This window comes from Brevundimonas sp. Root608 (assembly GCF_001427825.1).
GTDB lineage: Bacteria > Pseudomonadota > Alphaproteobacteria > Caulobacterales > Caulobacteraceae > Brevundimonas.
In genome coordinates this window covers 1-19,652 of sequence record NZ_LMGT01000010.1, presented here as the reverse complement: position 1 = coordinate 19,652, position 19,652 = coordinate 1, and the positions used below count along the sequence as shown (strand labels likewise).

At 70.3% G+C, this 19,652-nt stretch carries 22 protein-coding genes and 2 pseudogenes; 14 read left to right on the top strand and 10 right to left on the bottom strand.

From position 1 onward, the window contains the following. Positions 1–20: 20 nt before the first annotated feature. Both ASD59_RS13035 and ASD59_RS13030 read left to right on the top strand, forming a co-directional pair. The gene (locus ASD59_RS13035; protein WP_055832378.1) at positions 21–731 is read left to right on the top strand and encodes an RlmE family RNA methyltransferase; all 711 of its coding nucleotides are present in this window, start codon (positions 21–23) and stop codon (positions 729–731) included. Further along, on the top strand, positions 728–1,771 hold the full coding sequence (locus ASD59_RS13030) for a hypothetical protein (RefSeq protein ID WP_055832375.1): 1,044 nt from the start codon (positions 728–730) through the stop codon (positions 1,769–1,771). The genes ASD59_RS13035 and ASD59_RS13030 overlap by 4 nt, the downstream gene beginning before the upstream one ends. Here the strand turns inward: ASD59_RS13030 and ASD59_RS14075 are convergent. Beyond that, positions 1,768–2,316: a DUF2061 domain-containing protein gene (locus ASD59_RS14075; RefSeq protein WP_082560205.1), complete on the bottom strand. Its 549-nt coding sequence runs from the start codon at positions 2,314–2,316 to the stop codon at positions 1,768–1,770. The two genes, ASD59_RS13030 and ASD59_RS14075, sit on opposite strands and share 4 nt — an antisense overlap. A gap of 131 nt (positions 2,317–2,447) precedes the next feature. Here ASD59_RS14075 and guaB point away from each other — a divergent pair, with 131 nt between their 5' ends. From guaB to guaA, 5 genes are read left to right on the top strand one after another with little or no spacing between them, the layout of a single operon-like run. Next, on the top strand, positions 2,448–3,908 hold the full coding sequence (guaB, locus tag ASD59_RS13020; RefSeq protein WP_055832373.1) for an IMP dehydrogenase: 1,461 nt from the start codon (positions 2,448–2,450) through the stop codon (positions 3,906–3,908). A gap of 17 nt (positions 3,909–3,925) precedes the next feature. Continuing rightward, complete coding sequence (locus tag ASD59_RS13015) at positions 3,926–4,327, top strand: MAPEG family protein (RefSeq protein ID WP_327019547.1); 402 nt, start codon at positions 3,926–3,928, stop codon at positions 4,325–4,327. A 9-nt stretch (positions 4,328–4,336) separates the two neighbouring features. After that, on the top strand, positions 4,337–5,743 hold the full coding sequence (locus ASD59_RS13010; protein ID WP_055832371.1) for an RsmB/NOP family class I SAM-dependent RNA methyltransferase: 1,407 nt from the start codon (positions 4,337–4,339) through the stop codon (positions 5,741–5,743). Continuing rightward, complete coding sequence (locus ASD59_RS13005; RefSeq protein WP_082560204.1) at positions 5,740–6,387, top strand: 5'-methylthioadenosine/S-adenosylhomocysteine nucleosidase; 648 nt, start codon at positions 5,740–5,742, stop codon at positions 6,385–6,387. Before ASD59_RS13010 ends, ASD59_RS13005 begins: the two co-directional genes overlap by 4 nt. Next, positions 6,384–7,946 carry a glutamine-hydrolyzing GMP synthase gene (guaA, locus tag ASD59_RS13000; RefSeq protein WP_055832369.1) on the top strand — a complete coding sequence of 521 codons (1,563 nt, stop codon included), beginning with the start codon at positions 6,384–6,386 and terminating at the stop codon, positions 7,944–7,946. The genes ASD59_RS13005 and guaA overlap by 4 nt, the downstream gene beginning before the upstream one ends. Before the next feature lie 10 nt (positions 7,947–7,956). On the opposite strand, the gene ASD59_RS12995 is transcribed toward guaA, so the two are convergent. Further along, positions 7,957–8,364: a hypothetical protein gene (locus tag ASD59_RS12995; protein WP_055832367.1), complete on the bottom strand. Its 408-nt coding sequence runs from the start codon at positions 8,362–8,364 to the stop codon at positions 7,957–7,959. A 98-nt stretch (positions 8,365–8,462) separates the two neighbouring features. On the opposite strand from ASD59_RS12995, the gene ASD59_RS12990 reads away from it, so the two are divergent. From ASD59_RS12990 to mobA, 4 genes and pseudogenes are all read left to right on the top strand, one after another. Continuing rightward, positions 8,463–8,744 carry a DUF2249 domain-containing protein gene (locus ASD59_RS12990; RefSeq protein WP_055832364.1) on the top strand — a complete coding sequence of 94 codons (282 nt, stop codon included), beginning with the start codon at positions 8,463–8,465 and terminating at the stop codon, positions 8,742–8,744. A gap of 162 nt (positions 8,745–8,906) precedes the next feature. Further along, complete coding sequence (moaA, locus tag ASD59_RS12985) at positions 8,907–9,911, top strand: GTP 3',8-cyclase MoaA (protein WP_235561826.1); 1,005 nt, start codon at positions 8,907–8,909, stop codon at positions 9,909–9,911. Positions 9,912–9,925: 14 nt separating this feature from the next. Beyond that, positions 9,926–10,666, top strand: coding sequence for a sulfite exporter TauE/SafE family protein (locus ASD59_RS12980; protein WP_082560203.1), 741 nt, complete (start codon positions 9,926–9,928; stop codon positions 10,664–10,666). Beyond that, positions 10,663–11,124: pseudogene (gene mobA, locus ASD59_RS14780) on the top strand (molybdenum cofactor guanylyltransferase); the annotation flags it as partial. The gene ASD59_RS12980 and the pseudogene mobA, both read left to right, overlap by 4 nt. A 128-nt stretch (positions 11,125–11,252) precedes the next feature. Here the strand turns inward: mobA and ASD59_RS12970 are convergent. The 5 genes from ASD59_RS12970 to ASD59_RS14395 are packed head-to-tail and all read right to left on the bottom strand — an operon-like array spanning position 11,253 to position 14,163. Continuing rightward, positions 11,253–12,440: a molybdopterin molybdotransferase MoeA gene (locus ASD59_RS12970; protein ID WP_055832359.1), complete on the bottom strand. Its 1,188-nt coding sequence runs from the start codon at positions 12,438–12,440 to the stop codon at positions 11,253–11,255. Next, complete coding sequence (gene moaC, locus ASD59_RS12965) at positions 12,437–12,922, bottom strand: cyclic pyranopterin monophosphate synthase MoaC (RefSeq protein ID WP_055832357.1); 486 nt, start codon at positions 12,920–12,922, stop codon at positions 12,437–12,439. Before moaC ends, ASD59_RS12970 begins: the two co-directional genes overlap by 4 nt. After that, positions 12,919–13,455: a molybdenum cofactor biosynthesis protein B gene (moaB, locus tag ASD59_RS12960; RefSeq protein WP_055832355.1), complete on the bottom strand. Its 537-nt coding sequence runs from the start codon at positions 13,453–13,455 to the stop codon at positions 12,919–12,921. Before moaB ends, moaC begins: the two co-directional genes overlap by 4 nt. Continuing rightward, positions 13,455–13,913, bottom strand: coding sequence for a molybdenum cofactor biosynthesis protein MoaE (locus tag ASD59_RS12955; RefSeq protein ID WP_055832353.1), 459 nt, complete (start codon positions 13,911–13,913; stop codon positions 13,455–13,457). Before ASD59_RS12955 ends, moaB begins: the two co-directional genes overlap by 1 nt. A 1-nt stretch (position 13,914) precedes the next feature. Beyond that, entirely contained in the window at positions 13,915–14,163 is a 249-nt protein-coding gene (locus ASD59_RS14395; protein ID WP_055832351.1) for a MoaD/ThiS family protein, read from the bottom strand. A 178-nt stretch (positions 14,164–14,341) separates the two neighbouring features. Between ASD59_RS14395 and ASD59_RS14390 the strand changes: the two genes are divergently transcribed. Continuing rightward, on the top strand, positions 14,342–14,566 hold the full coding sequence (locus ASD59_RS14390) for a hypothetical protein (protein WP_055832347.1): 225 nt from the start codon (positions 14,342–14,344) through the stop codon (positions 14,564–14,566). Between the two features lie 73 nt (positions 14,567–14,639). Here ASD59_RS14390 and ASD59_RS12940 read toward each other — a convergent pair whose 3' ends face one another. After that, positions 14,640–15,851 carry a copper resistance protein B gene (locus ASD59_RS12940; RefSeq protein ID WP_055832345.1) on the bottom strand — a complete coding sequence of 404 codons (1,212 nt, stop codon included), beginning with the start codon at positions 15,849–15,851 and terminating at the stop codon, positions 14,640–14,642. Then, positions 15,848–17,659: a copper resistance system multicopper oxidase gene (locus tag ASD59_RS12935; protein WP_055832343.1), complete on the bottom strand. Its 1,812-nt coding sequence runs from the start codon at positions 17,657–17,659 to the stop codon at positions 15,848–15,850. Before ASD59_RS12935 ends, ASD59_RS12940 begins: the two co-directional genes overlap by 4 nt. Before the next feature lie 276 nt (positions 17,660–17,935). On the opposite strand from ASD59_RS12935, the gene ASD59_RS12930 reads away from it, so the two are divergent. Further along, a complete protein-coding gene (locus ASD59_RS12930) occupies positions 17,936–18,409 on the top strand; it encodes a DUF411 domain-containing protein (protein WP_055832341.1) in 474 nt (157 codons plus the stop codon). Positions 18,410–18,456: 47 nt separating this feature from the next. Continuing rightward, positions 18,457–18,957 carry a YybH family protein gene (locus ASD59_RS12925; protein WP_055832339.1) on the top strand — a complete coding sequence of 167 codons (501 nt, stop codon included), beginning with the start codon at positions 18,457–18,459 and terminating at the stop codon, positions 18,955–18,957. Between the two features lie 165 nt (positions 18,958–19,122). Here the strand turns inward: ASD59_RS12925 and ASD59_RS12920 are convergent. Then, a pseudogene (locus ASD59_RS12920) lies at positions 19,123–19,547 on the bottom strand (aminotransferase class I/II-fold pyridoxal phosphate-dependent enzyme); the annotation flags it as partial. Positions 19,548–19,652 lie beyond the last annotated feature (105 nt).

Sequence of the window (19,652 nt, the reverse complement as noted above, 5' to 3'; positions counted from 1 at the left end):
TCGGGGGCTATGTGGATGCGATGACTGACGAAGAAAAGCCCGCAGAACGCAGACGGATGGTGCGTCCGCCCTCGGGCGGGACCGCCGCCGGGCGCGGCATGGGCACCAAGATGAAGACGGCGGACACCAAGTCGATGTCCAGCCAGCAGTGGATCAAGCGTCAGCTGTCCGACAAATGGTCCGAGCGCGCCCGCGCCGAGGGCTGGCGCAGCCGCGCGGCCTTCAAGCTGCTGGAGATCGACGACCGCTTCCACCTGATCAAACACGGCAGCCGGGTCATCGACCTGGGCGCCGCGCCGGGCGGCTGGGCCCAGGTGGCGGTCAAGCGCGGCGCGGTCGCGGTGGTCGGCGTCGACCTGCTGCCGGTCGAGCCGGTGCCCGGCGCCATCATGATCCAGGCCGACTTCACCCATCCGGGCGTCGATCAGCAGATGATCGATCTGCTGGGCGGGCCGCCCGATCTGGTCCTGTCCGACATGGCCCACAACACCGTCGGCCATCGCCAGACCGACCACCTGAAGATCATCGCCCTGATCGAGATCGCCGCCGACTTCGCCATCCGCACGCTGAAGCCCGGCGGGCATTTCGTGTCGAAGAATTTCCAGGGCGGCGACGCCGGCGGGGTGCTGGCCCGGCTGCGGGCGGAGTTCGAGACGGTCAAATACGTCAAGCCCGAGTCGAGCCGGAAGGACAGCGCCGAGGTCTTCCTGGTGGCGATGAACCGGCGATGAGTCTGGCGGCGCTCCTGCTCGGGTTATCGGCCGTCCAGAGCCCGGGCGTGGCGGCCGCCGCGCCGGTCGCCGAGCTGATCGGTCGGCCCGTGGCGCAGGTGGCGTCCCGGCTGGGCGCGACCCGTGACCCCGCACCCGCAATCACGATCATGCGGGGCGGAAGCCGGCTGGATATCTATCCGGCCGACGAACTGACCCCGCCCGCGCCTCATCCGCTGAGATGCGACGTCAGCCTCGTGCCGCCTGAGCTGCTGACCGAACTGGGGAACAGCCGCGTCCCGCTGTTCGCCAGCAGCCGTAGCGCGGCGCGCTATCGCCGTGTCGCCGCCGTCTATGTCGTGGCGCGCGACGGCGTCGTCGTCTCAGTCCTCAACCCGCCGGTGATCGAGGCCGCGCCGGCGCGGCCGGACGAAACCGGTCGCGACCGCCTCAGGCGGGTCATGCAGGAGAACCGGGACCCGTGGCTGTCGGCGGCGCCCGGTCGGCTGCCTCTGTCGGACGGCGACGCCTTCCTGGACCGGCGCGTCGATCTGAAAGCTCCGGACGGCGCAATTCTGGCCCACCTGTGCGAGCCCGCTCTCATCGTCCAGTTTCCCGCCCCGGCCGCCCGCGATGACGCCGGCTTGCTTCAGGGTCTGTCCCTGCTGCCGTTCGCCTGGCGGCTGCGGGGCCTGAACGCTGAACGGGAGGCCAATCGCCTTGAGGGCGCGGCCCTGTTCGCCACTTTACGGCCGGGCGATTCGCTTCCGGGCGGGTTGAACGCCTTCCTGTCGGCTCATCCCGGGGTTCGCAGATATGACGACGAAGAAGACCCGGCCTATTCCGTGCTGGTCATCAATCTGGGCGCCGAGGCCAACAATAACCTCGCGCGAATGAACGGCGCCGCCCTGATCGGGGTTCTGGCCGACAGGATCGTCTGGACGGCGGATGGAGGAGCCGCGGCCGGACTGGGTCTGACTTCGGCGCTGTGCGTTGATGATCGCGGCACGGCCGGAGCGGTGCGTCCGGGCTGTTCCAACACCGGGTATTTCAGCCCCTAGACGGCCGCCATCTCCGCCGCCCGCCTGGCCTTCCGCGCCTCGATCCGCGTCCAGACGCGGTCGTGGACCGTGAAGAACACGGTCTGCACCAGCGGCTCGATGATGCCGATGGCGAGCGACACCCGCCAGTCGCGGGTCAGGGCGAAGGCCACCGTCACCGCCACGACGAAATGCATCACCCCGTAGGTGACCGACTTCAGCGCGATCTGCTTGAGCGAGCGGGGCAGGGCGTGGCTGTGGCCGTGGTGGCCGTGGGCGCGGGTCTGCTCCTCGGGGGCCATGATCTGCAGGCGGGCGGTGAAGGCCTCCGACGCCTCCTCAAGGCCCGAGAGCATCCGCCGCCGCTCGATCCGGTGCCAGACGCGGTCGTGGATCGAATAGGCGATGGTCTGGAAGAAGGGCTCGACAACCCCGACGGCCAGCGCCAGCCGCCAGTCGCGCGTGATGGCGAAGGCCACCAGGACGGCGACCACCAGGTGCATCACGCCATAGCTCGCGATCTTGAGTGCGAGGCGGCGGGCGGTGCTGATGAGCGTGCGGACCATGGGTTTCCCAGATGTGGGGTGGGCGCCGCATCCGGCAAGCCAATTGTTCTTATCGCGACGATAAGGGCGGGCAGGCCTTGCGGTTCCCTGCCGCTCACCGCTATACGCGGCCCGCAAAACGGAGACTCCTCATGGAGATACGCGAAGGGCTCACCTTCGACGATGTTTTGCTGGAACCCGGCCCGTCAGAGATCATGCCCGCGGATGCGGACGTCTCGACGAAGCTCACCCGCGACATCAGGCTGAACATCCCGCTGACCTCGTCGGCGATGGACACGGTCACCGAAAGCCGGCTGGCGATCGCCATGGCCCAGGCCGGCGGTCTGGGCGTGCTCCACCGCAACATGACGGTCGAGGAACAGGCTGATCAGGTGCGCGAGGTGAAGCGCTACGAAAGCGGCATGGTCATCAATCCGGTGACCATCACGCCGCAGACCACGCTGGGCGAGATCCGCGCCATCGTGGCCAAGAAGAAGATATCCGGCTTCCCGGTGGTCGATCCCGTCAGCGGCAAGCTGGTCGGCATCCTGACCAACCGCGACATGCGCTTCGACACCGATCCGAACCGCAAGGCCATCGAGCTGATGACCACGGGCGACCTGGTTACGGTGCGCGAGGGCGCCGGACGCGACGAGGCGAGGGCGCTGCTGCGCGACCGCAAGATCGAGCGCGTCATCGTCGTCGACGAGGACTATCGCGCCACCGGCCTGATCACGATGAAGGACATCGAGAAGGCCCAGGCCCACCCGCACGCGGCCAAGGACGACCAGGGCCGGCTGCTGGTCGGGGCCGCCTCGACCGTCGGCGACGCCGGCTACGAACGGGCCATGGCGCTGGCGGAAGCGGGCGTGGACGTGGTCGTTATCGACACCGCCCACGGCCACTCGATCCAGGTCAGCCGCGTGGTCGAGCGCATCAAGCGCGAATCCAACCGCATCCAGATCATCGCCGGCAATGTCGCCACCTATGACGCGGCGCGGGCCCTGATCGACGCGGGCGCCGACGCGGTGAAGGTCGGCATCGGTCCGGGCAGCATCTGCACCACCCGCATCGTCGCGGGCGTCGGCGTGCCGCAGCTGACCGCCATCATGGAGGCCGTCCGGGCGGCGAAGGAGTCCGGCGCGCCGGTCATCGCCGACGGCGGCATCAAATATTCGGGCGACCTGGCCAAGGCTATCGCCGCCGGGGCGTCCTGCGCCATGATGGGTTCGATGTTCGCCGGCACGGACGAAAGTCCCGGCGAGGTCTTCCTGTACCAGGGCCGGTCCTACAAGTCGTACCGCGGCATGGGCTCGGTCGGGGCCATGGGCGCCGGCTCGGCCGACCGCTATTTCCAGAAGGAAGTGGAAGACACCCAGAAGCTGGTGCCCGAGGGCATCGAGGGCCAGACGCCCTACAAGGGGCCGATCGCCCCGGTGCTGCACCAGATGGTCGGCGGCCTGCGCGCCGCCATGGGCTATGTCGGCGCCGCCAATATCGCCGAACTTCAGGACCGCGCGCGGTTCGTGCGCATCACCGGCGCCGGCCTGCGCGAGAGTCACGTCCATGACGTGATGATCACGCGGGAAGCGCCGAACTATCGTCAGGGATGAGCGGGGAGGCTCACGTCATGGATATGACGCCGGAATTCATCGCGCTGGCCTTCACCCTGGTGCTGGCGATCGTCCAGATCGGCTGGGCAGCCTCGGCGCGCACGGCCGAGCTGGGGCTGAAGTGGAACGCCGGGCCGCGCGACGGCGAGGTCCCGGCGCCGGGCAGGCTGGCGGGCCGTTTGATCCGCGCCCAGGCCAATCTGTTCGAAACCCTGCCGATCTTCGCCGCCGCCGTGATCATGGCGCATATCGCCGGTAAGGACGGCCAGACGCTGACCCTGGTCGGCGCCCACCTCTATCTGTTCGGGCGGCTGATCTATCTGCCGCTCTACGCCTTCGGCACGCCCTATGTCCGCACCCTCGCCTGGCTCGTCGCCTTCGTCGGTCTGGTCATGGTGCTGGTCGCCCTTTTCGTCTGAAAGCCCGCATTGACCCCAGCCGCCCGCCTCGCCGCCGCCGCCTCCGTCCTGGACAGCATCGCCCAGGGCCGCGCCCCCGCCGAGGTGGTGATCAAGGCCTGGGGCGCCGCCAACCGCTATGCGGGCTCCGGCGATCGCCGCGCCGTGGCCGAGCGGGTCTATCAGGTGCTGCGCGCGCGCGGCCGGCTGGTCGCGGCCATGGGCGGCCGCGAGGACGGACGGGCGCTGGTGGTCGGCGCCCTGGCCTTCCTTGACAAGCTGTCTCTGGAAGAGATCGAGGCGCTGCATTCGGGCGAGGGTTACGGCCCGCGGCCGCTGTCGAAACAGGAGCGCGCCCGGATCGCGGCGGGGGAGGGCGACCTGCCCGAGACCGCCACCGACCTGCCGGCCTTCGTGGTCGAGGATCTGAAGGCGACCTTCGGCCAGCGCTGGAGCGAGGAGGCCGCCGGGCTCATGGCTCGGGCGCCGGTCGATCTGCGGGTCAATACGGCCAAAACCACGGTCGAGGCCGCCCGGGCCGAGCTGAAGGCCGTGGGCCTGACGCCGGAGCGGACGCCGTGGTCGGCCGTCGGTCTGCGCCTGCCGTCCGAGCCGGCGCCGAACGTCCAGGGCTTGGACGCCTTCAACGCCGGCCGCGTCGAGATCCAGGACGAGGGCAGCCAGCTGACCGCCTGGGTGGCCGGGGCCGGCCTGTCGTTCACGCCGGACAGCATCGTGGTCGACTATTGCGCGGGCGGCGGCGGCAAGACGCTGGCGCTGGCGGTGCAGGGCCTGCCCGCCGCCGATCCGGCCCGGGTCGCCGCCCCAAGCCGGGCCGGCTGGTCGCCGACCGGCGCCGACGAGCTGGCGGCGGCCAAGGCGACACCGGCGGCCGCGCCGATGCGGCTGATCGCCTGCGACGTGGTGCAGAAGCGGCTCGACAACATCCGCCCGCGCCTCGCCCGGGCCGGCGTCGCGGCCGACCTGCGGCTGATCGGCCAGAACGGCGGCGGGGTCGAGGAATTCAACGGCAAGGCCGATCTGGTGTTCGTCGACGCGCCCTGCAGCGGCTCGGGCGCCTGGCGTCGCCGGCCCGAGGACGCCTGGCGGCTCAAGGCCGACGAGATCGAGCGGCTCCACGCCCTGCAGTTGCGCATCCTCGCCCAGGCCGCGGCGCTGGTGAAGCCCGGCGGGCGGCTGGCCTATGTCACCTGTTCGATCCTGAGCCGCGAGAACGAGGCCGTGGCCGACGCCTTCGAGGCCGCGAACAGCGGCTTCCGCCCGCTGCCGGTGGCCGATGTGCTGGCCGCCGAGACGCTGACCGACGCCGCGCGCACGCGGCTGATCGAGGCGGCGACCGGCGGGCGGCTGCGGCTTTCGCCGGCCTCGACCGGCACCGACGGCTTCTTCGTCGCCCTCTACGAGCGGCGGGCGTGAGCCGGGACTGGATCCTTTCCAGCTTCGGTCCGAAGACCGCCCTCTGCGTCATGGCCGCTGCGCCCGAATACGGCCCGGCCCTGCGCGACCACATCCGCCCGCTGATCACCGGCGTCGGCCCGATCGAGGCCGCGGTGGGCGTGGCCCATGCGCTCGAGAGTCTGAGGGCCGGACCCGGCCTGCCGGACGTGGTGGTGTCGCTCGGCTCGGCCGGGTCGCGCACGCTCGACCACGCCCGCGTCTACCGGGTGACCGAGGTCAGCTACCGCGACATGGACGCCAGCGTGCTGGGCTTCCCCAAGGGGGAGACGCCTTATCCGCGCCTGCCCGCCGTCCTGCCGCTGGCCGAGGGGCCAGCCGGCCTGCCGGGGGCGCGGCTCGCCACCGGGGCCAGCGTCGTCTCCGGCGCCGCCTATGACGCCGTTGACGCCGACATGGTCGACATGGAGACGTTCGCCGTGGTCCGCGCCGCCGCCCGCTTCGGCGTGCCGGTGATCGGCCTGCGCGGCGTCTCGGACGGCCGCTCGGACCTGTCCCGCCTCGAGCACTGGACGGACGCCCTGGCCGAGATCGACCAGCGGCTGGCCGAGGCGCTCGACCTGTTGCATGACCATTTCACGCCTGCCGCCACGGAGCCCGCATGACCGCCCCCGCTGATCACCAGAAGGTCCTGATCGTCGACTTCGGCAGCCAGGTGACGCAGCTGATCGCGCGGCGCCTGCGCGAGGCCAACGTCTATTGCGAGATCCATCCGTTCGACAAGGCCGAGGCGGTGGTCGACGCGATGAAGCCCCAGGCCATCATCCTGTCCGGCGGCCCGGCCAGCGTGCTGGAGCCCGACAGCCCCCGCATCGGCCGCAAGCTGTTCGACCTCGGCCTGCCGATGCTGGCCATCTGCTACGGCCAGCAGCTGCTGTGCGACGTGCTGGGCGGCAAGGTCGAGGGCGGCCATCACCGTGAGTTCGGCCGCGCCGAGATCGTCATCGCCGACGAGACGCCGCTGTTCGCGGGCATTGGCGCCGTCGACCACCGCGAGCCGGTGTGGATGAGCCACGGCGACCGCGTCGCCGCCATCCCCGAGGGCTTCAAGGTCGTCGCCACCTCGGCCGGGGCGCCGTTCGCCGCCATCGCGGACGAGGCGCGGAAGATCTACGCCGTCCAATTCCACCCCGAGGTCCACCACACGCCGCGCGGCACCGAAATCTATCGCAACTTCCTGTTCGGCATCGCCGGGCTGAAGGGCGACTGGACCATGGCCGCCTATCGCGACGAGAAGATCGCGCAGATCCGCGAACAGGTCGGCGACGCCAGGGTCATCTGCGGCCTGTCGGGCGGAGTCGACTCCTCGGTCGCCGCCGTGCTGATCCACGAGGCCATCGGCGACCAGCTGACCTGCGTCTTCGTCGACACCGGCCTGCTGCGCAAGGACGAGGCCGAGCAGGTTACGACCCTGTTCCGGGAGCACTATAATATCCCGCTGGTGCACGTTGATGCGTCGAAGGAATTCCTCGGCGAACTGGCCGGCGTCTCGGACCCCGAGACCAAGCGCAAGATCATTGGCCGGGTGTTCATCGAGATCTTCGACCGCGAGGCCCACAAGGTCGAGGGCGCCGAATTCCTCGCCCAGGGCACGCTCTATCCGGACGTGATCGAGAGCGTCTCGGCCTCGGGCGGTCCGTCCGCCGTGATCAAGAGCCACCACAATGTCGGCGGCCTGCCGGACTTCATGAAGCTGAAGCTCGTCGAGCCGCTGCGCGAACTGTTCAAGGACGAGGTCCGCGCCCTGGGCCGCGAACTGGGGCTTACGGACGCGTTCGTGGGACGCCACCCCTTCCCGGGGCCGGGTCTGGCCATCCGCATCCCCGGCGAGATCACGCCCGAGGCGGTCGAGACCCTGCAGCAGGCCGACGCCATCTATCTCGAGGAAATCCGCAAGGCCGGGCTTTACGACCAGATATGGCAGGCCTTCGCCGTCCTGCTGCCGGTCAGGACCGTCGGCGTCATGGGCGACGCCCGCACCTATGAGAAGGTGCTGGCCCTGCGCGCCGTCACCTCGACCGACGGCATGACCGCGGACTTCTTCGAGTTTCCGTGGGACGTCCTCGGCAAGACGGCGACCCGCATCGTCAACGAGGTCCGCGGCGTGAACCGCGTCGTCTATGACGTCACGTCCAAGCCGCCGGGCACCATCGAGTGGGAGTGAGTCCCTCCCGTCATTCGAAAGTGACCGCCGCGCCCTCGGCGTCATAGGCGGCGAACCGTCCGAAACCGCCGTCGCGGACCGTCTCGACCATCATCTGCAACGCCTGGTCGATTTCGGCCTGTTCGGGCGGACGTCCGTTGCGGCCGGCGAGACCGGCGGCGAACATCAGGCTCCACGGCGGACCGGCGCGGCGGGACTCGTCCGCCAGCATGGCGAAGTCGGACAGGTCCCCCGGAGCCTTGTCCACGCACATCACCGGGGCGAGGGCGCCGCCCTGGCCGGCGAGGAACCGCTCACGCTCCGCGGGCGTGGCGTCCCCGGACAGCTCGGCCGCGGCGAAAACGAACAGCAGGCGGTGGGGCTCGGGCTGGTCGAGGGCGGCGGCGACGAGCTGCCGGAAATGCGCATCGTGGGTCATCGATCTCAACCTGCCCGAGGAAGCGGCCGCCGTCTTGCGCCCCGACAAGGTTCCGGCCGGATCGATGCGCGAAGGTGAAGGGCAAAGGAGATTTCGTCATGAGTTCGACCGACGCCGACGATCGCATCGCGCCCGCTCAACCGGCCCCCGAGGCCGTCCACCCGTTCGATGCAAGGGGCGTGGCGCGGCGCTTTCGGCACGCCGCGATCTTCGGCGCCCTGGAGACGCTGACTCCGGGAGAGGCGATGCGCTTCCTCAACGACCACGACCCCCTGCCGCTCCTGCGACAGATCACCGACCGCTACGGCGAGACCTTCGAGATCGCCTATCGTCATCGTTCGGAACAGGGCGTGGTGATCGACATCCTGCGACTGGAGTAGGGCGATCAGGCGAACACCAGGAAGAGGGTGATCGCCGTCTTTGTCCGAGAACAAATTCGGCGCTGGCACAATATGCTTGGTGTCGACGCCCGGGACGGCGGTAGGGTGACCGGCAAGAGGGCGGTCGCGTCGCGCGGGGCCGGGCGTGACGAGGCGTGAACGGTGGGCCTGGACGAGGCGGAGCGGGACCGGGAGGCGCTGACCGACAGTTTCGGCCGGCGCTTTCGCTACCTTCGCCTTTCGATCACGGAAGTGTGCAATTTCCGCTGCGTCTACTGCCTGCCGAACGGCTACGCCCGCGGTCCGGAGGCGCGGTTTCTTTCGGTCGCCGAGGTTCGCCGCCTTGTCGCCGGTTTCGCCGCCCTCGGGGTGACCAAGGTGCGGCTGACCGGGGGGGAACCCTCGGTGCGCACGGACCTGCCGGCCGTCATCGCCAGCGTGGCGAACACGCCGGGAATCGCCGGGGTCGCGATGACCACCAACGGCTGGAGGCTGACCGAGCGCGTCGACGCCTGGCGCGACGCCGGCCTGACGCACCTGAACGTCAGCGTCGACTCGCTGGATCGCGACACCTTCGCCCGGTTGACCGGTCACGACCGGCTTCCCGATATCCTTTCGGGGATCGACCGGGCGTTCGATCTCGATCTCGGGGTGAAGCTGAATGCGGTCCTGCTGCGCGACACCTTCGAGACGGCCGTTGAGCGGTTCGCCGTCTGGCTGCGCGATCGGCCGGCGACCGTGCGCTTCATCGAGCTGATGCGGACCCTCGACAATGTCGACGTCTTCGAACGCCAGCACCTGGGCGGCGCCGCGGTCCAGCACTGGCTGAGCGAACGCGGCTGGACCCCGCTGCCGCGCCGACCCGAGGACGGGCCCGCCGTGGAATACAGCCACCCCGACTATCTGGGCCGTTTCGGTCTGATCGCGCCCTACGCCGACCATTTCTGCGACGGCTGCAACCGCCTGCGGGTCACGGCGCGCGGCAAGCTGCGGCTGTGCCTGTTCGGCGAGGGCGGAGTGGATCTGCGCGACCTGCTGGGTGAGGAGATCGCGCCGGGCCGGCTGGAGGCCCGGATTCTCGAAGCGCTGCCGACCAAGGCCCGGGGCCACAGTCTGATGCTGGCGCAGTCCGGCGACCTGCGCCGCATGGCCGACGTCGGCGGCTGACGAAGAGGGCGCGCGTGGACCTCTCGACGGTGATCCTGCTCGCCCTGCTGATGGGCGGCGCGGCGGCGCTCTATTCTTCGGTCGGCCATGGCGGCGCGTCCGCCTACCTCGGCCTGATGGCCCTCTTCGCCGTCCCCATGGAGGTGATGCGCCCCACCGCCCTGGCGCTGAACCTCGTGGTCGCCGGATACGCAGCGGTGTCGTACCTGCGCGCCGGCCAGTTCAACCCGCGCCTCTTCCTCATCTTCGCCATCACGGCGGTGCCCATGGCGTGGCTGGGCGGACGCATCGAGGTGTCGCCCGAGGTATACCGGCCCCTGCTGGGGGCGGTGCTGTGGTTCGCGGCGGCGCGGATGCTGTGGCGGCCCGCGTGGACCGCGGCCCGGACCGTGCGGCCTCCCAAGGCCTTGATCGCCCTGCCCGCCGGGGCGGGGCTCGGCTTGCTGGCGGGCCTGACCGGCACCGGCGGCGGCATCTTCCTCAGCCCCCTGATCCTGCTGTTCGGATGGGAGGAGCCGCGGCGGACAGCGGGGGTCGCGGCGGTCTTCATTGTCGTCAATTCCGCCGCCGGCCTTGCGGGCAATGTCAGCGTGCTGCCGACCCTGCCGCCGGCGCTTCCCGTGTTCGTCGCCGCCGTGGCCGTGGGCGCCGTCGCCGGGACCTGGCTGGGCCTGCACCGCCTGCCCCGGCCCGGGCTGCTTGTCGTGCTCGGGGTTGTCCTGCTGCTGGCCGGCGCCAAGCTGATCTTCACATGACGATCATGGACGACATCGCCGTCGTGGTGCTGGCCGGAGGGGAGGGGCGCCGCATCGGCGGGGGCAAGCCGCTGCGCGTGCTCGCTGGCGAAACCCTGCTCGCCCGCGCCCTCGCCCAGGCGGCGGTCCTCTCCGACCGGGTGGCGCTCGCCGTCCGCGACCCGGGGCAGGTCGGGTCCCCGGAGGGGGTGGCGGTGATTTCCGACATGCCGATCGAGGGTCCGCTCGGCGGTCTCGCCGCCGCGCTCGCGTACGGCCGTGAGCAGGGTCGGGCGGCGGTGCTGACCCTGCCGTGCGACATGCCGTTCGCGCCGCTGGATCTGGCCATGAGGCTCGGCGCGGCGCTTGACGGCCACGCCGCCGCCATCGCCGCCAGCGGGGGTCGGCTGCATCCGGTCTGCGGGCTGTGGCGGGTCACCGCGCTCGAGCAGCTCCCGGCCTACGCCGCCTCGGGACAGCGTTCACTGAGGGGTTTCGCCCAAGCCGTCGGGTTCACCGCCGTCGACTGGCCGATCGGGCCCGTCGACCCCTTCTTCAACGTCAACACAGCCGCGGACTGGCGGAAGCCGAAGCCCGGCTGGGTTGATCAGAAGTCGAGAGTCTCGACCTCGTCGCCCGCCGCTGCGTCCGGCTCGCCCGGACGTCTGCGGATCAACAGGTCCGCCGCCGCCAGCGCCTTCTGGGCGCTGGAGTCCTGGTCGGTGAGAGGATGGACCCGGCCGTCGCGCCACGCCGCCCGATGGAAGGTCTCGCGATCGCCGCACGCGCCCAGGGCCCCGCCCAGCCGCGCGGGGCGCCAGTCCAGCGCCGAGCCGGCCTTCGCGCCCGAGAGGCCGGCGACCAGCGGGGCCAGGAACAGTCGCCCGGTGACCATGGCGGAGGTCGGATTTCCGGGCAGCCCCAGCACCAGCCGGTCCCGGGCCCGGCCCAGCCACACCGGCTTGCCCGGCTTGATCGCCACCTTGTCGATGATCAGCGCCAGGCCTGCAGGCCCGAACATCGCCCGGGCGTAGTCCTTCTCGCCCACCGAGGCGCCGCCGGTGACGACCACCAGATCAGCCTCATCCAGCGCGGCGGCGGCGGCCGCCTCAAGGCTCGCGGGATCGTCCTTCAGGCGCCGGCGCCCGATCACTTCGCCGCCGTACTGCGCGATCAGGGCGGCGACGCCGAACGAGACGCTCTCCGGAATCGAGCCCGGGGTCCCGGCCGCCGATCCCGGCTCCGCGAGTTCGTCGCCGGTGCCCAGCACGACCACCCGGGGGCGGCGCCAGACTTCGACCGTCGCCCGGTCGGCGGCGGCGGCGGCGACCATGGCCCGGGCGTCGAGCCGGCGTCCGGGCTGCAGCAGCGTGTCACCGGCGCGGAAGTCCGAGCCCATGGCCCGCACATGACGGCCCCCGCCCAGGGCGGGGCTGAACAGGGCCTCGTCGCCGTCGCGGCGCACGATCTCCTGGATGATTACCCGGTCCGCGCCCGCAGGCATGGGCGCGCCGGTAAAGATGCGCACGCACTCGCCGGGTCCCATCCGCCCGTCAAAGCCGCGCCCGGCGAAGGATTCGCCGATGACCCGCAACCGCACGGGCAGTTCGGCGACCTCGGCCGCGCGCACCGCATAGCCGTCCATGGCCGAGGTGTCCGAGGCCGGCGAGTCGAGACCGGCGACGACCGGCGCGGCCAGCACCCGGCCACAGGCCTCGGCCATGGCGACGGTCTCGCGACCGAGCGGCGTCGCCGCCGCCTCGATCAACGCCGCCGCCTCGTCGAAACCGATCATTCCCCGGCGCCTTCGCCCCAATCGCCGCCGCGGCCGCCGCTCTTGGCCGTCACCCGAACCGCGCCGATGACCATGGTGCGGTCGATCGCCTTCAGCATGTCGAACAGCGTCAGGCCGGCGACAGCGACGGCCGTCAGGGCCTCCATCTCCACGCCCGTCGGGCCGTGGGTGCGCACCTCGGCTCGAATGTGGAAGCCGGGCAGGGCGGGCTCGGGCGTCACCGTCACCGCGACGTGGGTGAGGGGCAGGGGGTGGCAGAGCGGGATCAGGTCCGCGGTACGCTTGGCGCCCATGACCCCGGCGAGTTCGGCCGTGGACACCACGGCCCCCTTGGGGGTGTCGCCGGCGAGGGCCCGTTCGACGGTCGAGCCCGCGCAGGTCAGGGTTCCCTCGGCGACCGCCGTCCGGTCGCTGAAGGGTTTGTCCGACACATCGACCATGCGGGCGCGGCCGGCGGCGTCGAGATGGCTCAGGTCGTTCATGCGCAGACCTCTCGCAGGCGGGGAATCTGCCCCGCCAGCGAGCAGGGGCGATAACGGCTGTCCAGCTCCAGGCCCAGCACCAGATCCCAGGCGTCGCGGCAGGCCCCGGTCGATCCCGGCAGGCAGAAGACGAAGCTGTCCCCGGCCTGGCCGGCGAAGGCGCGCGACTGGAGGGTGGACAGCCCGACCGTGCCCAGGCTGGCCTGATGGAAGACCACGGCGAAGCCGTCCATCTCGCGCTGGAACAGCGGCCTAACCGCCTCCGGGGTGACGTCGCGGGGGGCGAACCCGGTGCCGCCCGTGGTGATGATCACGTCCACGTCCGGCTCATCGACCCAGGCCTGGACCTGAGCCCGGATCGCCTCCACGTCGTCACGGACCAGGGCGCGGGCGGCCAGCCGGTGCCCGGCGGCGTTCAGTCGCTCCAGGAGCAGACCGCCGGACGTGTCCGTCTCCATCGTCCGGGTGTCCGAGACCGTCAGCACGGCGATGTTCAGCGGGTGGAAGTCGAAGCTCTCGTCGATCCCGGGCATCAGTCGCTCCATCTCCTGAGGTCTTCGCGGTCCTGGTCGGTCGGCTCGATCCAGCGCGAGCCGTCGGGGCCGTCCTCCCGCTTCCAGAACGCCGCCTCGGTCTTCAAGCGATCCATGAGGTAGTCCGCAGCTTCGAAGGCCGCCCGGCGGTGTGGCGCGGCGACCGCCACGAAGACGATCACCTCGCCGGGCGCCACGTCGCCACAACGATGGATCACGCGGATGTCGCTAACGGGGAAGCGCCCCCCGGCGTCTGCGGCGATGGTCTCCAGCGACCGTTCGGTGAAGCCGGCGTAGTGGTCCAGATGGAGGCCGGTGACGGGCCCGCCGCCGGCGCTGTCGCGGGCCAGGCCGACAAAGGCGACCACGGCTCCGTCCCCGGTGCGGCCGTTGAGGAAGGCTTGAAGCTCGGCCTCTGCGCGGGGCGGATCACGGGACAGGAGCGCGGTTATCGCCATGTCAGCCGCCGGAGTAGATCGGCAGGACCGCGACTTCCTGGTCGGGACGGACCAGCGCGGTGTCTGGGACCACGGTCTGATCGACCGCCAGGCGAACGTCCGGTCGCGTCAGGACGGCGGCGGAGCCCTCCACCTGGTCGCCGAGCCGTCGACGGACCTCCTGGACGGTCAGGACTTCCGTGGACTCCAGCACATGCTCGCGACCGAAACGGGCGCCGAGTTCGCCCAGAAACAGAATCCGGATCTCCATGCGGTTGGTTGTCGGGTTGGCGGCAGTGCGAGTCAACGTCCGGCCGGCCGGCCGGACGCGACGCCGGACGCCGCCATATCTGCTGCAGGGACCCCAGGTGGACCCGGATGCATCAAGGGGGGTGAGGCAGACACAGAGAGGGAACCCGCGGCGCCGGCAATCAACCCGAGCGTCGCCGATGCCGAAGCCGCCGGAGAACCGACCTGCCTGCCGTACCGGAGACCCCTTCGTCTGGGTCAACCGCGACCTGTTCCGGCACACGGCCACGGCGCGCAATCGTGCTTTCAACATCGATCTGGCCCCGGGAGCCAGCGGCCGGACCGTGCTGCGGACGGCGGGGCGAATTCCCTACGTCTGCCGCTTCCACCCGGGCATGGCGGCGGTGCTGACCGTCGCGGCCTGATGGCCCCGGCCGGGAGCCGGCGTCCTTCCGGCGAGGTGCGGGGAGGGCGCGGCCCCCGGGGAGGTCGCCGGGCCTAGAAAAAGGCCCTGAGGCCGATGACGAAACGGGTGTCTTCAGCCTCGCCGCCCCGCGCTTCGATATAGTCGGCCGTGTCGCCGAGCGCGCGGCTCCACTCGACTCCGGCATAGGGCGCGAACTCCTTGCGGAACTCGTAGCGCAGTCTCAGGCCGGCCTCGACGGACGACAGGCCCCGGCCGATCTCCAGCTCCGGGATGTCGCTGGCCGAAGCGTCGATTTCGAGGCGCGGCTGGAGGATCAGCCGCTGGGTGATGCGCTGGTCGTATTCGGCCTCGACGCGGGCGGTCAGGTCGCCCTCGGTCGACAGGAAGGCGGCGGCGTCGACTTCCCACCAGTGGGGCGCGAGGCCCTGGAAGCCGAGGACCAGATGGGTCGTATCCTCGCCGTCGGGCCTGACGTCCTGACGCAGGCCGGCCTGCACGTCCCAGAAGGGCGCAACAGCGCGGCTGTAGAGAGCCTGGAGCTCGGCTTTCTCCACATCGCCGCCGAGGTCGCCCTCGCCCTCGGACTTCCACCAGAAGCGATGGATATCGCCTCCGCTCCAGCCCTGGGCGTCCCAGAGCCAGGTCTCGCCGTCGTCGCCGAAGCCGGCTTCGATCCGGTCGATCACGACGGCCGTGGTGCGGACGTCGCCGTTTTCGCGCAGCAGGATCCGGCGTGACGCGGCCATCGCCTCGGCCCCGAAGATGAGGTCCGCGGCATGGGTCGGACCGCTCAGAGCGGCGGCCGGAATCGGGTCTTCGGCAGGACGGCCGGGATTGTCGGCGCTGGTCGGCACGTCCGGCGGTCCCATGCTCATGGTCGACATGTCATGGCCCGCGTGGGGATCGACCTGCGCAGGAGCCATGGCGGACATGTCATGGCCGGCGTGTGGATCAGGTTGGGCGGGCGCCGGGGTCGCCATGTCATGACCCGCGTGCGGATCGACGGGCGCGGGCCGAGCCGGCATCTGATGGCCGGCGTGAGGATCGGCTGCGGGAGGCGAGGCAGGCGGCCTGACGTGCCCGGCGTGCGGGTCCGGGGCGGCGGCCGGGGCCGGCATGCGGTGGCCGTCGTGGGGGTCGGGAACCGGCGTGGCCGGCTGAGTCCTCGCCGGCGGAGGCATGGTGTGGCCCGCGTGCGGGTCCTGTGCCTGTGCCTGGGCCTGGGCGCTGAGGGCGCCGGCGGCGAGGATCAGCGGCGCGAGGGCGACGGCGAGGCGGTTCATGACGCGGCTCCGTCGATGGGCCGCACCGTCACGACATTGAACATGCCGGCGTGCATGTGCATCAGCAGATGGCAGTGGAAGGCCCAGTCGCCGGGCGCGTCGGCGGTCAGGTCGAAGGTCACCTTCGACCCCGGGGCGACGTTGACGGTGTGCTTGAGCGGCTGATGGCCGGCCGGTCCGCCGGTCACCAGTTCGAAGAAGTGGCCGTGCAGGTGGATCGGGTGGGCCATCATGGTGTCGTTGACCAGGGTCACCCGCACGCGCTCGTTGCGCTCGAAGCGGATCGGCTCGACCAATTCGCTGAACTTTCGGCCGTCAAAGCCCCACATGAACCGTTCCATATTGCCGGTCAGGTGGATTTCCATGGTCCGCGAGGGGGGGCGCTGGTCCTTGTTGGGCTGTAGCGACACCAGGTCGGTGTAGACGAGCACCCGGTGATCGACGTCCGTCAGGCCGGTGGGCCGCTCGCCCAGACGGTTCTGCGGATCCATGGAGATCATGTCGACGCCGACGCCCACCGCCATGTCCGGCGGAGCGTTCTCCGGATCGCGCATGTTCATGCCGGCCATGGACATCCCCGCCATTTCGCCCGCCGGAGCCGCGCCCTCGGCCGGGGCTCCGTGGTCCCTGCCGGGCATTGCGCCGTGATCCATCCCGGACATGCCGCCCGTTGAGCCGTGGTCCATTCCACCCATGCCCATGTCGCGCATGCTCAGGTTGGGGACCTCCCGCAGCGGCGGGACTTCGGCGGTCATGCCCGGGCGCGGGGCCAGGGTGGCCCGCCCCATGCCCGAACGGTCGATCGCCTCGGAGACGATGGTGTAGGCGCGGTCCTCGGTCGGCCGGACGATGACGTCATAGGTCTCGGCGACCGAAATCTGGAACTCGTCGGTCTCGACCGGACGCACGTTCTCGCCGTCGGCCTGGACCACCGTCATCGGCAGGCCGGGAATGCGGACGTTGAAGATCGACATGGCCGAGGCGTTGATGATGCGCAGCCGCACCCGTTCGCCGGGTCGGAACAGACCCGTCCAGTTTTCCTGCGGTCCGTGGCCGTTGATCAGATAGGTGTAGGTCGAGCCGTTGACGTCGAGGATGTCACGCGGGTCCATGCGCATGGCGCCCCACATGCGCCGCTCCTCCAGACTCATGCGGTCGCCGCCGTCCATGAGGCCCGCGAGGGTGGTGCGCTGCCGGTTGAAATAGCCCGGGCTCTTCTTGAGCTTCGTCAGGATCTCGTGCGGATGCATGAAACTCCAGTCCGACAGGACCAGCACATGCTCGCGGTCGTAGCCGATCGGGTCCGCGCCCGCCGGGTCGATGACGATCGGACCGTAGTGGCCCATCGCCTCCTGGAGGTTGGAGTGGCTGTGGTACCAGAAGGTGCCCGCCTGTTTGATCGGAAACTCATAGACGAAGGTCTGGTGCGCCCCGATGCCGGGGAAGCTGACGCCCGGCACGCCGTCCATCTGGAACGGCACGAGCAATCCATGCCAGTGGATGGAGGTCTCCTCGTCCAGATGGTTGGTCACCGACAGCCGAACATTCTGGCCCTCGCGCAGGCGCAGCAACGGGGCCGGCAGAACCCCGTTGATCGTCACCGCGTGACCCGTTCGGCCCCCCACGGTGAAGGGCGAGTGGCCGACTGTCAGATCAACGTTCGGTCCCGTCAGCGTCGGCATGTCCGCTCGCAAACCGGCCGATCCGGTCTGCGCCCAGGCGGGCAGCAGACCCTGCAATCCCAGCAGACCGCCTCCGGCGGCGGCGCCCCGGAGAAGCATTCGGCGATCGAGGCGTGACATGGTCATAGGCGAGGGTCCCTTGGCCGGCTGTCCAGCCCCTTGTTCAGATACGCATCCCGGCGGCGTAGTCCTTGCGACAGGTCGCCACAGCCATCGAGATCGCGGCCCTTGGCCCCCCGTACAAGAAAGGGCGCGTGTCATCCATCGTTGTGCAAGGGGCTCACGCCCCGTCCGTCGCACCCGTCTGCCTGCGATACGCCGGGACGGGACGGGATTATCCGGGCTGAGTGGTTGACGTGTGGCCATCGGACCGGTCCACTCGGCGCCATGGAGCGCAGATTGATGCAATCGACCCCGAACCGCCGTCTGCTGCTCGGCGTCGGCCTGATCATGAGCATGGCGGGAACCGCCTGCGCCCAGACCGCCCGCTCGAGAAATCTGACGGTCTTCAAGACGCCGTCCTGCGCCTGTTGCGACGGATGGATCTCGCACATGCGCGCGGCGGGGTTCACCACCGCCATCACGGTCCTGGAGAGTCTCGAGTCGGTCCGACGCAGCCGAGGAATGCCCGACGCGCTCGCCTCCTGTCACACCGGGCTGATAGACGGCTATCTGATAGAGGGGCATGTGCCGGCTGAAGACGTTATACGTCTGCTGGCAGAAAGACCGACCGCGGTCGGTCTCGCCGTACCCGCCATGCCGCTCGGCTCTCCCGGCATGGAGACGCCCGAAGGGCGCAAGGAACCCTACGCCACGCTTCTGGTGCTCCGATCGGGCGCCTCCCGCGTGTTCGCTCGCCACAACCAACCGGCCTGAAGCAGACGGTTCGATCTGCTCGCGCCAACGATAATCCGGAGCCTCCAATGTCCCGCACCTCTCTTGCCATGGCGCTGGCGATCGCCGTTCTGGCCGCACCGCCCGCCTTCGCCCAGGATCCCGCCCACGGCCACGACCACGCCGCCGGGTCCGTCGCCGCGGAAGCCGCGGAGGCGGCCATGGTCGTCGACGCCTTCCACGCGGCCCTCAAGGCCGGCGACACGGCCGCGGCGCTGGCCCTGATGGCGCCGGAGGTGATGATCTTCGAGGAAGGCGGCGCGGAGCGATCGCGGGACGAATATGCGTCCCACCACTTGGGCTCGGACGCCGCCTTCGCCGCAGCCTCGGAGGCGACGGTGACGCGCAGATCGGGCTGGGCCGAGGGCGACGTCGCCTGGATCACCAGCGAAGGCCGCACCATGGGTCAGTTCAACGGCCGCGCCGTGAACCGGCTCACGACCGAAACCATGGTGCTGAAGCGGCACAACGACGGCTGGCGCCTCCACCACATTCACTGGTCGTCGCGGGCGCCGGGCCCGGCGAGCTGACGGCGCCACATGGCCGATGGCGTCGGCCGCTGTCCGACGCAGGACGTCCTCACGCCACCGCAGGCAGACGCGCCACGTTGCAGTGGGTCCAGAGGCGGTCCATCGCCTTGACGAGGTCGTCCATCATGGCGTCGGAGTGGTTGGGCGAGGGGGTGAAGCGCAGGNAGACGCGCCACGTTGCAGTGGGTCCAGAGGCGGTCCATCGCCTTGACGAGGTCGTCCATCATGGCGTCGGAGTGGTTGGGCGAGGGGGTGAAGCGCAGCCGCTCGGTGCCCTTGGGCACGGTCGGATAGTTGATCGGCTGGACGTAGACGCCGTGCTCTTCCAGCAGCATGTCCGAGATCATCTTGGCGTGGACCGGATCGCCCACGAACACGGGGACGATGTGGCTGACCGACTCCATCACCGGAATGCCGGCGGCGCGGAAGCGGGCCTTGAGGGCGGCGGCGCGTTCCTGGTGGGCCTCGCGCACCTCGGGATGGGCCTTTAGCCAGCGCACCGAGGCCAGGGCGCCCGCCGTCAGGGCCGGCGGCAGGCTGGTGGTGAAGATGAAGCCCGAGGCCCAGCTGCGCACGGCGTCGATGATCTGTCTTGAACGTCTGCAAGACGTCGGCCATGACGGGCAAATGGGTTTCGCGCTCTCTTCTGCTGAGCAATACCGTCGGTCCTCCAACCCGGTCGCTTCGCGACCACC

Bases quoted from the DNA above. Each gene is read 5' to 3' on its own strand.
- ASD59_RS13035 (WP_055832378.1), top strand. From the start codon at position 21: ATGACTGACGAAGAAAAGCCCGCAGAACGCAGACGGATGGTGCGTCCG.
- ASD59_RS13030 (WP_055832375.1), top strand. From the start codon at position 728: ATGAGTCTGGCGGCGCTCCTGCTCGGGTTATCGGCCGTCCAGAGCCCG.
- ASD59_RS14075 (WP_082560205.1), bottom strand. From the start codon at position 2,316: ATGGTCCGCACGCTCATCAGCACCGCCCGCCGCCTCGCACTCAAGATC.
- guaB (WP_055832373.1), top strand. From the start codon at position 2,448: ATGGAGATACGCGAAGGGCTCACCTTCGACGATGTTTTGCTGGAACCC.
- ASD59_RS13015 (WP_327019547.1), top strand. From the start codon at position 3,926: ATGGATATGACGCCGGAATTCATCGCGCTGGCCTTCACCCTGGTGCTG.
- guaA (WP_055832369.1), top strand. From the start codon at position 6,384: ATGACCGCCCCCGCTGATCACCAGAAGGTCCTGATCGTCGACTTCGGC.
- ASD59_RS12995 (WP_055832367.1), bottom strand. From the start codon at position 8,364: ATGACCCACGATGCGCATTTCCGGCAGCTCGTCGCCGCCGCCCTCGAC.
- ASD59_RS12990 (WP_055832364.1), top strand. From the start codon at position 8,463: ATGAGTTCGACCGACGCCGACGATCGCATCGCGCCCGCTCAACCGGCC.
- ASD59_RS12970 (WP_055832359.1), bottom strand. From the start codon at position 12,440: ATGATCGGTTTCGACGAGGCGGCGGCGTTGATCGAGGCGGCGGCGACG.
- moaC (WP_055832357.1), bottom strand. From the start codon at position 12,922: ATGAACGACCTGAGCCATCTCGACGCCGCCGGCCGCGCCCGCATGGTC.
- moaB (WP_055832355.1), bottom strand. From the start codon at position 13,455: ATGCCCGGGATCGACGAGAGCTTCGACTTCCACCCGCTGAACATCGCC.
- ASD59_RS12955 (WP_055832353.1), bottom strand. From the start codon at position 13,913: ATGGCGATAACCGCGCTCCTGTCCCGTGATCCGCCCCGCGCAGAGGCC.
- ASD59_RS14395 (WP_055832351.1), bottom strand. From the start codon at position 14,163: ATGGAGATCCGGATTCTGTTTCTGGGCGAACTCGGCGCCCGTTTCGGT.
- ASD59_RS14390 (WP_055832347.1), top strand. From the start codon at position 14,342: ATGCCGAAGCCGCCGGAGAACCGACCTGCCTGCCGTACCGGAGACCCC.
- ASD59_RS12940 (WP_055832345.1), bottom strand. From the start codon at position 15,851: ATGAACCGCCTCGCCGTCGCCCTCGCGCCGCTGATCCTCGCCGCCGGC.
- ASD59_RS12935 (WP_055832343.1), bottom strand. From the start codon at position 17,659: ATGACCATGTCACGCCTCGATCGCCGAATGCTTCTCCGGGGCGCCGCC.
- ASD59_RS12930 (WP_055832341.1), top strand. From the start codon at position 17,936: ATGCAATCGACCCCGAACCGCCGTCTGCTGCTCGGCGTCGGCCTGATC.
- ASD59_RS12925 (WP_055832339.1), top strand. From the start codon at position 18,457: ATGTCCCGCACCTCTCTTGCCATGGCGCTGGCGATCGCCGTTCTGGCC.